A 14,024-nucleotide genomic window follows, 5' to 3' on the forward strand; every position below is an offset into this window, starting at 1 on the left:
CTACATTTCCGGTCATGATGACACTCGCAATCCATGACCAGCGCCTGGCCAAGCCGGGCCCCCAGAACGCCGCGCTGCGCGACTATGATTCCGTGCGCCGGGCGATCGCGTTCATCTCGGAGAACTGGCGCGCGCAGCCGACCATCGAGGCGATGGCGGATGCGGCCGGCGTCACGCCGGACGAGCTGCACCATCTGTTCCGCCGCTGGGCCTCGATCACGCCGAAGGCTTTCATGCAGGCGCTTACCCTGGACCATGCGAAGGGCCTGCTGCGCGACTCCGCCAGCATCCTCGATGCCGCGCTCGACTCCGGTCTGTCGGGGCCGGGCCGGCTGCACGATCTCTTCGTCACCCATGAAGCGATGTCGCCGGGCGAATGGAAGAATGGCGGCGCGGGGCTCACCTTGCGCTACGGTTTCCATCCCTCGCCGTTCGGCACCGCCATCGTGATCGCGACCGACCGTGGCCTGTCGGGCCTCGCCTTCGCCGATCATGGCGAAGAGAAGATCGCGCTCGCCGACATGACACGGCGCTGGCCGAAGGCGACCTATGTCGAGGATCACGAAGGCACCGCGCCGCTAGCCGCGCGCATCTTCGACCCGAAACTCTGGCGGCCCGACCAGCCGCTGCGCGTGGTCCTGATCGGCACCGATTTCGAGGTGCGGGTGTGGGAGACGCTGCTGAAGATTCCGATGGGCCGCGCGGTGTCCTATTCCGACATCGCCTGCAACATCAACAGCCCGAAGGCCTCGCGCGCCGTCGGCGCAGCCGTCGGCAAGAACCCGGTCTCGTTCGTCGTGCCCTGCCACCGCGCACTCGGCAAGAGCGGCACGCTCACCGGCTATCACTGGGGCATCACCCGCAAGCAGGCAATGCTGGGCTGGGAAGCCGGGCGGGTCGGGGTGCAGTAGCTCTCCTCCCTCTCCCCGCACGCGGGGAGAGGCGAAGGGATCAGGCCGCCAGATCCAGCTTCGAGGCCACCGTCGAATCGGCGTTCAGCCGGTAGATGATCGGCACGCCCGTGGCGAGCTCGCGCTTCAGGATGCCCTCGGGTGACAGCTTTTCCAGCACCATGATCAGCGCGCGCAGCGAGTTGCCGTGGGCGGCGACCAGCGTGCGCTTGCCGTTGAGCACGCCGGGCAGGATCTCCTGCACGTAGTACGGCAATGCGCGCGCCAGCGTGTCCTTCAGGCTCTCGCCGCCGGGCGGCGGCACGTCGTAGGAGCGGCGCCAGACATGCACCTGCTCCTCGCCCCATTTCTTGCGCGCATCGTCCTTGTTGAGCCCGGAGAGATCGCCATAGTCGCGCTCGTTCAGCGCGAGGTCCTTCGAGGTCGGCAGGCCCTCCTGGCCGAGCTCGCCGAGGATGAGGTCGAGCGTGTGCTGCGCGCGCGTCAGGACCGAGGTGAAGGCGACATCGAACACGAGGCCCTGAGCCTTCAGCTTGCGGCCGGCTTCCCTGGCTTCCTTCACGCCGAGCTCGGTGAGGTCAGGATCCTTCCAGCCCGTGAACAGGTTCTTCAGATTCCATTCGCTCTGGCCGTGGCGCACGAGCACGAGGAGACGTTCGCTCATTGACTGCTTTCCGTTGGGTTCGATCAGAAATCGGACAGGCCGAGCACGTCGGCCATGGAGTAATGCCCCGCCGCCTTGCCATGCGCCCACAGCGCCGCCTTGAGCGCACCGTGCGCGAACAGCATGCGGTCCTCGGCCTGGTGCGACAGCGTCAAGCGCTCGAACGGACCGAGGAAGGTCACGCTGTGGTCGCCGGCCACGGTGCCGCCGCGCAAGGAGGCGAAACCGATATTGCCCGGCCGGCGCGCGCCGGTGATGCCGTCGCGACCACGCTCGGAATGTTCATCGAGCGTGACGCCGCGGCCGCTGGCGGCGGCCTGACCCAGCATCAGCGCCGTGCCCGAGGGCGCATCGACCTTCATGCGGTGATGGGTCTCGACGATCTCGATGTCGAAGCTCTCATCGAGTGCCTTGGCGACACGCTTGACCACGGCGGCGAGCAGATTGACGCCCAGGCTCATATTGCCCGATTGCACCACCACCGCCCGGTTGGTGACGCTCTTGATGACGGCATTGTCGGAGCCGGACAGCCCGGTGGTGCCGATGACATGGACGAGGCCGCGCTCGGCGGCGATCGCGACATTGGCGATGGTCGCGGCCGGCACGGTGAAATCGAGGATCCCATCGGCGTCCTTCGACATCGCCCAGAGATCGGCGGATAGCTTGATGCCGTTGGCCGGCAGGCCTGCGAGCACGGCGGCGTCCTTGCCGAGCAGATCGGAGGCCGGCGCCTCCAGCGCGCCCGCCAGCACCGCACCTTTGCTCTCGGCAATCGCCCGCACCAGCGCGCGGCCCATCCGGCCGCCGGCTCCTGCAACAATCAAGCGCATGTCGGACATGGTGTGATCCTCTTCAAGGGCCGTTGTAGCGGGGGGATGCAGTTCCGGCAACCGAGAGGCATCAGCGCGTGACATGCGCGCACCCTCCCCTCGAGGGGCCCTCCAAGGGAGGGTAAGACGAGATCGCGCCTCAGCCGTCCTGCGGCTGCGGGCCGTCGTAGCCCTCGATGATGATGAGGTCGGCGATCGAGTGCGGCTGACGCACCTTGATGTTGGCCTGGTATTCCGGCGAGTTATAGCAGGCGATCGCGGTCTGATAGTCCGGGAACTCGATCACGACGTTGCGGGTGCGGCTGGCGCCTTCGACGGTGGTGAACTTGCCGGCACGAACGACGAAGCGGCCGCCCCACTTCTTGAAGATCGGGCCGTTGGCGACGGCGTAGGGCTTGTAGCCCTCCTCATTGCTCACGTCGACGCGCCCGATCCAGTAGCCTTTTGCCATTGATCCTCTCCCTCGTTGTTGGTGGTCTCTATTTGAGCATGGTCTGATCGGACAACCGCTTCACACTTTGCGCTGGCGCGGCCGTTCGGGTCGGGATCATGCTCCGAGCGCCTGCGCGATCTCGGCGTGGATGGCGTCAGCGACGGCCTTTGGATCAGCAGCTTCCACCACTGGTCGCCCGACGACGAGATAATCGGCGCCCGCGGTGATCGCGCGGCCGGGCGTCATGATGCGCTTCTGGTCGCCGCTGGCCGAACCCGCCGGGCGAATGCCGGGGGTGACGAGGCTCATCTGATGACCGACGATCTTGCGCAAGGCTCCGACTTCCTCCGGCGAGGACACGAGGCCATCGACGCCGAGCACCTGCGCCTGCTGCGCGCGCGCCTCGACCAGTTCGGAGACGCTGAGCCGATAGCCGGCGGCGTGCAGATCATCGTCGTTGTAGGACGTCAGCACCGTGACGGCGAGAATCTTCAGGCTGGCATTGCCGCGGCCTTCGACGGCGCCCTTCAGGGTCTGCGGATAGGCGTGCACGGTGACGAAGGTCGCGCCCAGCTTGGCGACGCTTTCGACACCGCGCGTCACGGTGTTGCCGATGTCGTGCATCTTGAGATCGGCAAACACCTTCTTGCCCCTGTCGGCGAGCTTGCCGATCAGCGGCAGGCCGCCGGCATAGGCGAGCTGATAGCCGATCTTGTAGAAGGTGACGCTGTCGCCGAGCTTCGCGATCATCGCCTCCGCGGCATCAACGCTCGGCAGATCGAGCGCAACGATCAGGCGGTCTTTCGGGGCGATCTCGGCGGGCGTCATGTCACCTCACATCATGCGTTGGGAAACGTCGATCAACTGCGCGACCAGCTCCTTCAACGCGGTGATATCGCGCTCGTTCTTCAGCCTGTCCATATCGTCATAGGCCTGGTCGGCAAAGGCGAGCGCGAGCTGGCTGGCAATCACATTGGCGTGGCAGGAGGTCAGGATCAGGCGCAAGGCCTGGAGCGCGCGGGCGGCGCCCAGCCGGCTCTGCGAAGCGCCGGCGAGCGCAAAGGTGCGATTGCGGAACACCGCGCCGCGCACCTCGTGCAAATCGTGGACGCGGCTGACCCAGTCGATCGCGTTCTTGAGCAGCGGCGGCACCGAGGCATTGTATTCGGGCGAGACGATCAGCACGCCGTGATGCGCGCCGATCATGCGCTTCAGATTGATCGCGTTCTTGGGCACGCCGGACTTGGCCTGGAGATCGCCGTCATAGATCGGCAGCGGAAAATCGGCGAGCGAGATGCGGGTGACGTCGACGCCGGCCCGCACGAACTCATACGCAATGACCGCCGCCAGCTTCGCATTGTGCGAGCCCGTGCGCAGCGAGCCGGGAATGACCAGGATTTTCGGTGCGGACATCCGGGCGGCAAACTCCGATCCACCTCTCCCGCTTGCGGTGGAGGTCGACGCGCGAAGCGCGGCGGGAGGGGGCTTTCTCCCAACGGGGGACGATCTCGACTGCGGAGAGACCCCCACCCCGACCCTGCCCCCGCAAGCGGGAAAGGGGCGCGCCGCGTTCGCAGCGACAGATTAGTCCTTGCGATACACCCAGACGCGTGCCGGCGGAAGGTTCATCCAGATCCGTTCCGAGGCCTCCGTGGACACGCCCGGCAACGATTTCGGGATCGGCGGCACCACCGCGTAGGTGAACTGAACGAAGGGCGCGCCGGGCGCGAGCGCCGTGAAGGCATCGCGAATGAGCCGCAGCCGCGTCAGCATCGGTTTTGTGACGAGCGGCAGGCCCGAAACAACCGCGCTGGCGGGCGCGCTCAGCACGTTCCAGAGCGTGTCGCGGAGGCGGTAGGCGTCGCCCTGCACGACCTTGGCTTGCGGGTAGCGGTCGCGCAGCAGCGCGCAAAAGCCGGGATTGTATTCGACGAGGACGAGACGCTTCTGCTCGACGCCGCGCTCGATCAGCGCCGAGGTGATGGCGCCGGTACCGGGTCCGAGCTCGACCACGGGAGCATCCGAATTGATGTCGACGTAATGCGCCATGGTGCGGGCCAGGAGCTTGCCCGACGGCATCACCGCGCCCATGTGGAGGGGCTTTTCGATCCACGATCTCAGAAAGCGCACCTCGTCGTCGAGACGGGGCTTCTTCAACGCTCGCGCGGACGATGGCAATGGCATGTCTGGACCGGACGGGACCGCGGGACCGCGGCGTGTCAGAAAATGGTCATAAACAGGTATAGGCCGCAGGCGGTACGGTCAAGCCGGGTCAACTCGCCCGATTACCGAAGAAGTCCTTGACCTTGGCGAAGAAACCCTCGGATTCCGGCTGGGTGTTGCCAGAGGAGAGCTTTTCGAACTCGGCCAGCAACTCCTGCTGCTTCTTGGTGAGGTTCTGCGGAGTCTCGACCACGACCTGAACGTACATGTCGCCGGTCTGGCGCGAGCGCAGCACCGGCATGCCTTTTGATGCAATGCGGAATCGACGGTTGGACTGGGTCCCGGCCGGCACCTTCACCTTCGCCTTGGCCTTGTCGATGGTCGGCACCTCGAATTCACCGCCAAGCGCGGCGGTCACCATCGAGATCGGCACGCGGCAATGCAGGTCGGCGCCGTCGCGCTGGAAGAACTGGTGCTGGGCCAGCGACAGGAAGATGTAGAGGTCGCCGGGCGGACCACCGCGAACCCCGGCCTCGCCTTCGCCGGCGAGCCTGATCCGCGTGCCGTCCTCGACGCCGGCGGGAATGTTGACCGAGAGCGTGCGCTCGCGGGTGACGCGGCCCTGTCCCGCGCAGGACGGGCAGGCGTCCTCGATCATCTGGCCGCGGCCCTGGCAGCCCGGGCAGGTGCGCTCGAGCGTGAAGAAGCCCTGCGACTGCCGCACGCGGCCGGCGCCGCCGCAGGTCGAGCAGGTCTTCGGCTTGGTGCCGGCCTTGGCGCCGATGCCCGAGCAGGACTCGCAGGTGACCGAGACCGGGATCTCGATCTGCGCGGTCTTGCCGCTGAAGGCTTCCTCGAGCGTGATCTCCATGTTGTAGCGCAGATCGGCGCCGCGCTCGCGGCCGCCGCGGCCGCGCTGTCCGGCCATGCCGAACAGGTCCTCGAAAATGTCGGAGAAGGAGGAGGCGAAGCCGGCGCCGAAACCGGCGCCGCCGCCGGGACCGCCCTGCTCGAAGGCGGCATGGCCGAAGCGGTCATAGGCCGCGCGCTTGTCCTTGTCCTTCAGGACCTCGTAGGCCTCGTTGATTTCCTTGAACTTGATCTCGCTGGTGTCGTCCCCGGGGTTGCGGTCGGGGTGAAACTTCATCGCCAGCTTGCGGAACGACGATTTCAGCTTGGATTCGTCGGCGTCGCGGTCGACTTCGAGGGTCTCGTAATAGCAGCGCTTGGTGGACGTGGACATGCTGGGCTCGGTCTATCCAATCGCGATTCAAGTTGGGGCGAAGCAACGTTGCCACGCAACGATATAGGCACCCTTCGACCTCGCGGCAGAGGGTTGCTTGGCAGCGTTGAGAATAACGGCTGGGAATTGATTGATCGTAGCGGGCGCATCACCCGACGAGCCCGACACGACGGCCTCCCCCGTGAGGGAGGAGGCCGTTAGCGCGTGTGGGGTCCAAGTCGTCCGCATCGTCACCCTCTCGGGGTTCAGGCGGACTTCTTGTTGTTCTTGTCGTCGTCGACTTCGGTGAACTCCGCGTCGACGACGTCGTCCTTGGCCGCGTCCTTCTTGGCGTCGGCCTCGGCCTGCTGCTTGTACATGGCCTCGCCGAGCTTCATCGAAGCCTGAGCCAGCGTCTGGGTCTTGGCCTTGATCGCCTCAGCGTCGTCGCCCTTCAGCGCTTCCTTGAGGTCGCTGACCGCATCCTCGATGGCGCGGCGCTCGCTCTCGGCAACCTTCGAACCGTGCTCGGCCAATGCCTTCTCGGTCGAATGCACCAGACCATCCGCCTCGTTCTTGGCGGTGACGGCCTCGCGGCGCTTCTTGTCCGCCTCGGCATTGGCCTCGGCGTCCTTGACCATCTTCTCGATGTCGGCTTCCGACAGGCCGCCCGAGGCCTGGATGCGGATCTGCTGCTCCTTGCCGGTGGCCTTGTCCTTGGCCGAGACGTTGACGATGCCGTTGGCGTCAATGTCGAAGGTCACCTCGATCTGCGGCATGCCGCGCGGAGCCGGCGGAATGCCCATCAGGTCGAACTGGCCGAGCATCTTGTTGTCGGCCGCCATTTCACGCTCACCCTGGAAGACGCGGATGGTGACGGCATTCTGATTGTCTTCAGCCGTCGAGAACACCTGGCTCTTCTTGGTCGGGATCGTGGTGTTGCGGTCGATGATGCGGGTGAACACGCCGCCCAGCGTCTCGATGCCCAGCGACAGCGGGGTCACGTCCAGCAGCAGCACGTCCTTGACGTCGCCCTGGAGCACGCCGGCCTGGATCGCAGCGCCGATCGCCACGACTTCGTCCGGGTTGACGCCCTTGTGCGGCTCCTTGCCGAACAGTTGCTTCACGACTTCCTGGACCTTCGGCATGCGGGTCATGCCGCCGACCAGAACCACCTCGCCGATCTCACCGGCGGTGACGCCGGCGTCCTTCAGCGCCTTGCGGCAGGGTTCGATGGTCTTCTGCACGAGGTCGTCGACCAGCGCCTCGAACTTGGCGCGGGTCAGCTTCATCGTCAGATGCTTCGGGCCGGTCTGGTCCGCGGTGATGAAGGGCAGGTTGATCTCGGTCTGCGTCGTCGACGACAGCTCGATCTTGGCCTTTTCAGCGGCTTCCTTCAGACGCTGAAGCGCGAGCTTGTCGTTGCGCAGGTTGATGCCCTGCTCCTTCTGGAACTCGTCGGCGAGATAGCCGACCAGACGCATGTCGAAATCTTCGCCGCCGAGGAAGGTGTCGCCGTTGGTCGACTTCACCTCGAACACGCCGTCGCCGATCTCGAGAATGGAGATATCGAAGGTGCCACCGCCGAGGTCGTACACGGCGATCGTGCCGGCCTTGGTCTTGTCGAGGCCATAGGCGAGCGCGGCCGCGGTCGGCTCGTTGATGATGCGCAGCACTTCAAGGCCCGCGATCTTGCCGGCGTCCTTGGTCGCCTGGCGCTGGGCGTCGTTGAAGTAGGCGGGAACGGTGATGACGGCCTGCTCGACCTTCTGGCCGAGATGGGCTTCCGCGGTCTCCTTCATCTTCTGCAGGATGAAAGCGGAGACCTGCGAGGGCGAGTAGGTCTGGCCGTCGGCCTCGACCCAGGCGTCGCCGTTGGAAGCCTTCACGATCTTGTAAGGAACGAGCTTCTTGTCCTTCTCGACCATCGGGTCGTCGTAGCGGCGGCCGATGAGGCGCTTCACTGCGAAGAACGTACGCTCTGGATTGGTAACGGCCTGGCGCTTGGCAGGCTGGCCGACGAGGCGCTCACCGTCGTCCGTCACGGCGACGATCGAAGGCGTCGTGCGCATGCCTTCGGAATTCTCGATGACTTTGGCGTTTTTGCCGTCCATCACGGCGACGCACGAGTTCGTGGTGCCGAGGTCGATCCCAATGACCTTTCCCATGGTCCTGATATCCTTCTTTTTGCGGCAGGTTGGCTGGGCCCAGAAGGCACCCAAACCGAAACCCCCTAAGATCAAACATCCGCGATATTGCGATGATTGAGGCTCATATAGGAGGGGGGCAGGGGCCCGCAAGGACCGGAGCAACGTTTCGGCCGTGAAAACATTGGGTTTTAGGACATCATATCCGGGCTCGACCGCCCTTGCGGGTGAGGAGATATTAACAGGTCCGGCGGATCGCCACCCCGCCCCGGCAACCCGCCACACCCTGTTACGGCAAGGCCAAACCCGCTAAAAGTCGGCCGGCCGACCGCCGCGCCAAGGGCTGCTTCGCGCGACAAAGCGCCCGGCGCCGACCATCGAACGGCCTCAATGTGAACCAATCAGAGTGCCCAATGAAGCTGATCCGCCCCCTCGCCGCGCTCACCCTCCTCGTTGCCTCCGCGCTTCCGGCCATGGCTGCCGACGCCGTTTTCCCGCCGGGCCTGCGCCTCGGCATGGTGCCGCTGGTCGGCCTCGGCACGGCAAAAACCTTTCCGGGCTTCGAGAGCGAGGACGGCAGCGTCAAGGTGCTGATCACCGAGCTGCCGCCGGCGGCCTATGGCGAGGTCGTGAGCGCCTTCAATTCCAATCCGGCCGGCGCTGGCGGCGTCAAGCAGGATAAGATCGAGACGCCCGCGGGCCTTGCCTATTTCACCACCGAGAGCGGCAAGGCCGGGGAGACCCCGGTGAAACGCTATTCGATGATCGTGCCGGGCGCCGGCTTCTCCGGCTATGTCGCGGTGCAGATCCCGGAGAATGCGACCAAGATCTACACCGACGAGGCGGTTCGGCAGATGTTCGCGAGCGCCACCACCCGCAAGCAGGTCTCGACCGAGGAGCAGATCGCCTTGATGCCGTTCAAGATCACCGATCTCGCCGACTTCAAGGACATCCGCACGCTGGCGCCGGGCTCCAGCATCATCCTCGCCGACGGCAACGAGAGCGCAGGCTATGAGTCGAAGCCGTTCATGATCCTCGGCCTGATCGGCGCGACCCCGCAAGCCGCCGACGATCGCGCCCGCTTCGCCCAGGAGGCCGCGCTCCAGATCCCCGGCGTGCGCGAATCCCGCGTCACCATGTCGGAGCCGATCCGCATCAACGGCCAGCAGGGCTTCGAGACCCGGATTGACGGCGTCAGCGGCAAGGACAAGACGCCGGTGACCGTGGTGCAGTGGATCCGCTTCTCGAGCGGCGGCGCCTCGCTGCGCATCATCGCCAGCGCCCCGCGCGACCAGTGGCAAGCCGCCTTCACCCGCTTCCGCGCCGTGCGCGACGGGATCCAGCCGAAGGGGTAGCCCAAGCCCTCACCAAACCCGGCTGCATTTTCGGGCTTCTGTTCGTATACTTCCCCGGTTGGATCATCCCGGCGGGAGACGAATGATGCTGGATCGGCGACAAATCTTGGCAATGCTTGGAACGACGGCGCTGGCGACCCTCGCGCCAACCGCGCCGTTTGCAGCGGCATCGATCAAGCCGGACGATGCGTCCGCGCTGCTCGTGATCGACGTGCAAAACTGTTTCCTGCCCGGCGGCAGCCTTGCGGTGAAGGAAGGCGAACAGGTGGTGCCCGTCATCAACAAGATGGCCAAAGCGTTTGCGAACGTGGTGATGACGCAGGACTGGCACACGCCCGGCCACGTGTCGTTTGCGTCGGTGCATTCCGGCAAGAAGCCGTTCGAGACCATCGACCTGCCCTACGGCAAGCAGGTGCTGTGGCCGGATCATTGCGTGCAGGGCACCGATGGCGCCGCGCTGTCGAAGGACCTGTCGATCCCGCATGCCGAGCTCATCATCCGCAAGGGGTTTCACAAGGACGTCGACAGCTATTCAGCGTTCCTCGAAGCCGACGGCAAGACCTCGACGGGCCTCGCCGGCTACCTGAAGGGCCGCAAGATCAAGCGCGTGTTCGTCGCTGGCCTTGCGACGGATTTCTGCGTCGCCTGGACCGCGCTGGACGCACGCAAGGCGGGCTTCGAGGTCTATGTGGTGGAAGACGCCTGCCGCGGCATCGACACCCAGGGCTCGCTGGCAAAGGCCTGGGCCGACATGGCCAAGGCCGGCGTGAAGCGGATTCAGTCCGCGGATATCGCGGTGAGTGCGTAGGCGGCGCTGAGGAGCGCGCTCCTTCGCGCGCGCCTCGAAGGATGAAGGGCCCCGCCGTAACATCTTGCCCTTCATGGTTCGAGGCGCCGCGCAAGGGCGCGGCTCCTCACCACGAGGGAGGGTTCTAAGACTCAGTTCGTCGCGCCGCTCGACTCGTTGTTGTTCGCCGCGGGCGCAGGCTTCGCGCCGCCCTTGGCGACACCGACCAGCGCCGGGCGCAGCACGCGCTCGCCGATGGTGTAGCCGGCCTGCACGACCTGCACGACGGTGCCCGACGGCACCGACGCATCGGGCACTTCGAACATCGCCTGCTGGAAGTTCGGGTCGAATTTCTGGCCCAAGGGATCGAACTTCTTCACGCCGTGCTTTTCCAGCGCGTTGAGCAGCGAGCGCTCGGTGAGCTCGACGCCCTCGATCAGCGAGGTCAGCCCGGGATCGGCCGCAGCACGCGCTTCGGCCGGAACGGCATCGAGCGCGCGCTGGAGATTGTCGGCGATGTCGAGCACGTCGCGGGCAAAGCCGGTGATGCCATAAAGACGGGCGTCAGCGACCTCCTTCGTGGTGCGCTTGCGCAAATTCTCCATCTCGGCCAGCGTCCGCAGCATGCGATCGCGCGCCTCGGCTGCTTCCTTCTGCAATGTCTCCACCGAGCCGGGCTCGGGATCGTCGGGCATGATGTAGGGTTTTGACACCACGGGCTCGCCGGTCGCTGCAGTCGTGTCTTCGGGTTGCCGGTCTTGCTCGGTCATCGGCTCTGATCTCGAACTCGTTTCCAGGGATTGTTGGCCCGGATATCGTGCCTAAGCGTCCGAAAATCAAGCGCCCGTGATCGGCGCAAACGCCGGTCAGCCCCCCAGGAGGCGGCTGACGATGCGGGCGGCGTAGTCGACGGTCGGGATCACGCGGGCGTAATTCAGCCGCGTCGGCCCGATCACGCCCAAAACACCGACGATGTGGCCGGCGGCATCCCGATAGGGCGAGATGATCGTGGAGGAGCCGGACAAGGAAAACAGCTTGTTCTCGGAACCGATGAAGATGCGCACGCCCTCCGCGGTCTCGGCCCGGCCCAAGAGGTCGATGACGCCGCGCTTGGTCTCGAGATCGTCGAACAGCAGGCGCACGCGCTCCAGATCCTCCAGCGCGTGCAGATCTTCCAGCAGATTGGCGTGGCCGCGGACGATCAGCTGGCGGTCCTCGTTCTCGCCGCCGGACCAGCTGGCGATGCCGGCCGAGATCACTTTCTGCGTCAATTGATCGAGCTCGGCGCGGGCTTGCCCGAGCGCGGTTTCGAGCTCGAGCCGCGCCTCGGCCAGGGTCCGCCCGCGAATCCGCGCATTGAGGAAATTGCCGGCTTCGGTGATCGCGGACGATGGAACTCCGGGCGGCAGCGTCAGCACGCGGTTTTCGACCTGGCCGTCCTCGCCGACCAGGATCACCAGCGCCTTTTCCGGTTCCAGCCGGACGAATTCGATGTGCTTGAGCCGCGCATTGGATTTCGGGGTCAGCACCACCGCTGCCGCACGGGTCAGGCCCGACAGCCGCGTCAGCGCCTGGTCCAGTGCCGCCTCGACCGACTGGGCCTGGCCGACCGTGGCAAGCTGGCTCTGGATCGACTGCCGTTCGGCCTCGGTGAGATCGCCGACCTGCATCAGGGCGTCGACGAAGAAGCGCAGCCCGAGTTCCGTCGGCAGCCGGCCCGCCGAGGTGTGCGGGGCATAGATCAGGCCGAGCTGTTCCAGGTCCGCCATGACGTTACGGACCGAGGCCGGCGACAGCGGCGTGGCGATCAGGCGGGAAATGTTGCGCGAGCCGACCGGCTCGCCGGTTGCGAGATAGCTTTCGACAATTTGACGAAAGATGTCGCGGGAACGCTCGTTGAGCTGGGCGAGGCCTGCGCGCGGCGCGATCAGATGGATCGGATCGTGATGGGCCACAGACGGTTAACTCCTCTCAGATGCTCATAATTTGTCCATCCGGGACGGTTCTGACAAGCGTGGCGTTTGCGGGGTGGAAAACCGGGGGCGATTAAGCGCTGATCTTCCCCCTTGCCGCTCACCCTGACCCCACCTACAAGCACCGCGAACAGCCCTTTTCCGAAAGTTTTGGAGGATTTCCCATGCGGCCAAGCCGCCGTGCGCCCGACGAATTGCGCCCCGTGACGCTGGAGCGCGGCGTGGTCAAATATGCGGAAGGCTCGTGCCTGGTGAAATTCGGCGACACCCATGTGCTGGTCACCGCCACGCTGGAAGACCGCCTGCCGCCGTGGCTGAAGGGCCAGGGCCGCGGCTGGGTCACCGCCGAATACGGCATGCTGCCGCGCGCGACCTCCGAGCGCACCCGCCGCGAGGCCTCGGCCGGCAAGCAGAGCGGCCGCACCGTCGAGATCCAGCGCCTGATCGGCCGCTCGCTTCGCACCATCGTCGATCTCGAAGCGCTCGGCGAGCGCCAGATCACGGTCGATTGCGACGTGCTCCAGGCCGACGGCGGCACCCGCACGGCCTCGATCACCGGCGCCTGGGTCGCACTCGCCGATTGCATCAACTGGATGAAGGCGCGCAACATGATCAAGGCCAACGTGCTGCGCGACAACGTCGCCGCGATCTCCTGCGGCATCTACAACGGCACGCCGGTGCTCGACCTCGATTATGCCGAGGATTCCGAGGCCGAGACCGACGCCAATTTCGTCATGACCGGCGACGGCCGCATCATCGAGGTGCAGGGCACCGCGGAACGCGAGCCGTTCACGGAAACCGAGTTCCTGGCGTTGATGGCGCTGGCGCGCAAGGGCGTCGCGCGTCTCGTGGACTTGCAGAAACTGGCTGTCGCGTAGTCAATAGGCCCATGCACCGCCGAATCACCGGAAAGCTCGTCATCGCCACCCACAATCCCGGCAAGCTCGCCGAGATGGAGGAGTTGCTTGCGCCGTACGGGATCGAGGCGGTGTCGGCCGGTGAGCTCGGCCTGGACGAGCCCGCGGAAACCGGCAACGACTTCGGCAGCAACGCCGCGATCAAGGCGATCGCGGCGGCGAAGGCGACGAAGCTTCCCGCGTTCGCCGATGATTCCGGTATCGTCGTCGACGCGCTCGACGGCGCGCCCGGCATCTACAGCGCGCGCTGGGCCGGCCCGACCAAGGATTTCAACGCGGCGATGGCCCAGATCGAGCGGCTGTTGCAGGAACGGGGCGCGACCACGCCCGACCGCCGAACGGCGCATTTCGTCTCCGCGCTCTGCGTGGCGTGGCCGGACGATCATCTCGAGGAGGTCGAGGCCCGGGTCGACGGCACGCTGGTGTGGCCGCCGCGCGGCACTGCCGGCTTCGGCTACGATCCGATGTTCCTGCCCGATGGCCACAGCCGCACCTTCGGCGAGATGGAAAGCATCGAGAAGCACGGCCTGCCGCCGCTCGGCCTCGGCCTGTCGCATCGCGCCCGCGCCTTCGTGAAACTGGCGGAGATCTGCCTTGAGCCGCGCTAGAGCGTTGTCGAGCG

At 65.9% G+C, this 14,024-nt stretch carries 15 protein-coding genes; 5 read left to right on the forward strand and 10 right to left on the reverse strand.

The window, feature by feature from the left end; genetic code table 11:
* Nucleotides 1-14: 14 nt before the first annotated feature.
* Nucleotides 15-911: a methylated-DNA--[protein]-cysteine S-methyltransferase gene (locus ACRQ5Q_RS00815; protein ID WP_439372390.1), complete on the forward strand. Its 897-nt coding sequence runs from the start codon at nt 15-17 to the stop codon at nt 909-911.
* A gap of 40 nt (nt 912-951) precedes the next feature.
* Here ACRQ5Q_RS00815 and ACRQ5Q_RS00820 read toward each other — a convergent pair whose 3' ends face one another.
* The 8 genes from ACRQ5Q_RS00820 to dnaK all read right to left on the reverse strand — a co-directional run bounded on the left by ACRQ5Q_RS00820 (nt 952) and on the right by dnaK (nt 8,391).
* Complete coding sequence (locus ACRQ5Q_RS00820; RefSeq protein WP_439372389.1) at nt 952-1,575, reverse strand: 2,3-bisphosphoglycerate-dependent phosphoglycerate mutase; 624 nt, start codon at nt 1,573-1,575, stop codon at nt 952-954.
* A 23-nt stretch (nt 1,576-1,598) separates the two neighbouring features.
* On the reverse strand, nt 1,599-2,414 hold the full coding sequence (gene dapB / locus ACRQ5Q_RS00825) for a 4-hydroxy-tetrahydrodipicolinate reductase (protein WP_439395596.1): 816 nt from the start codon (nt 2,412-2,414) through the stop codon (nt 1,599-1,601).
* A gap of 130 nt (nt 2,415-2,544) precedes the next feature.
* Complete coding sequence (locus tag ACRQ5Q_RS00830) at nt 2,545-2,856, reverse strand: DUF1330 domain-containing protein (RefSeq protein ID WP_439395598.1); 312 nt, start codon at nt 2,854-2,856, stop codon at nt 2,545-2,547.
* 96 nt (nt 2,857-2,952) lie between these two features.
* The gene (pyrF, locus tag ACRQ5Q_RS00835) at nt 2,953-3,666 is read right to left on the reverse strand and encodes an orotidine-5'-phosphate decarboxylase (protein WP_439372386.1); all 714 of its coding nucleotides are present in this window, start codon (nt 3,664-3,666) and stop codon (nt 2,953-2,955) included.
* A 6-nt stretch (nt 3,667-3,672) separates the two neighbouring features.
* A complete protein-coding gene (locus ACRQ5Q_RS00840) occupies nt 3,673-4,251 on the reverse strand; it encodes an NADPH-dependent FMN reductase (protein WP_439372385.1) in 579 nt (192 codons plus the stop codon).
* Nucleotides 4,252-4,422: 171 nt separating this feature from the next.
* On the reverse strand, nt 4,423-5,022 hold the full coding sequence (locus ACRQ5Q_RS00845) for a class I SAM-dependent methyltransferase (RefSeq protein WP_439372384.1): 600 nt from the start codon (nt 5,020-5,022) through the stop codon (nt 4,423-4,425).
* A gap of 88 nt (nt 5,023-5,110) precedes the next feature.
* Nucleotides 5,111-6,244, reverse strand: a complete 1,134-nt coding sequence (dnaJ, locus tag ACRQ5Q_RS00850; protein ID WP_439372383.1) for a molecular chaperone DnaJ — start codon at nt 6,242-6,244, stop codon at nt 5,111-5,113.
* Nucleotides 6,245-6,489: 245 nt separating this feature from the next.
* Nucleotides 6,490-8,391, reverse strand: coding sequence for a molecular chaperone DnaK (gene dnaK, locus ACRQ5Q_RS00855; protein WP_197954174.1), 1,902 nt, complete (start codon nt 8,389-8,391; stop codon nt 6,490-6,492).
* 392 nt (nt 8,392-8,783) lie between these two features.
* Here dnaK and ACRQ5Q_RS00860 point away from each other — a divergent pair, with 392 nt between their 5' ends.
* Both ACRQ5Q_RS00860 and pncA read left to right on the forward strand, forming a co-directional pair.
* Entirely contained in the window at nt 8,784-9,725 is a 942-nt protein-coding gene (locus tag ACRQ5Q_RS00860; protein ID WP_439395600.1) for a hypothetical protein, read from the forward strand.
* Between the two features lie 85 nt (nt 9,726-9,810).
* Nucleotides 9,811-10,533, forward strand: coding sequence for a bifunctional nicotinamidase/pyrazinamidase (gene pncA, locus ACRQ5Q_RS00865; protein ID WP_439375775.1), 723 nt, complete (start codon nt 9,811-9,813; stop codon nt 10,531-10,533).
* A gap of 131 nt (nt 10,534-10,664) precedes the next feature.
* On the opposite strand, the gene grpE is transcribed toward pncA, so the two are convergent.
* Nucleotides 10,665-11,282 (reverse strand): nucleotide exchange factor GrpE, encoded by a 618-nt coding sequence (gene grpE / locus ACRQ5Q_RS00870; protein ID WP_439372381.1) that lies wholly within the window; start codon nt 11,280-11,282, stop codon nt 10,665-10,667.
* 96 nt (nt 11,283-11,378) lie between these two features.
* On the reverse strand, nt 11,379-12,467 hold the full coding sequence (hrcA, locus tag ACRQ5Q_RS00875) for a heat-inducible transcriptional repressor HrcA (RefSeq protein ID WP_439372380.1): 1,089 nt from the start codon (nt 12,465-12,467) through the stop codon (nt 11,379-11,381).
* 182 nt (nt 12,468-12,649) lie between these two features.
* Between hrcA and rph the strand changes: the two genes are divergently transcribed.
* Nucleotides 12,650-13,363, forward strand: a complete 714-nt coding sequence (gene rph / locus ACRQ5Q_RS00880; protein ID WP_439372379.1) for a ribonuclease PH — start codon at nt 12,650-12,652, stop codon at nt 13,361-13,363.
* Nucleotides 13,364-13,374: 11 nt separating this feature from the next.
* Nucleotides 13,375-14,010 carry an RdgB/HAM1 family non-canonical purine NTP pyrophosphatase gene (gene rdgB / locus ACRQ5Q_RS00885; RefSeq protein ID WP_439372378.1) on the forward strand — a complete coding sequence of 212 codons (636 nt, stop codon included), beginning with the start codon at nt 13,375-13,377 and terminating at the stop codon, nt 14,008-14,010.
* Nucleotides 14,011-14,024 lie beyond the last annotated feature (14 nt).

The sequence above is a fragment of the Bradyrhizobium sp. PMVTL-01 genome, assembly GCF_051861855.1.
GTDB lineage: Bacteria > Pseudomonadota > Alphaproteobacteria > Rhizobiales > Xanthobacteraceae > Bradyrhizobium.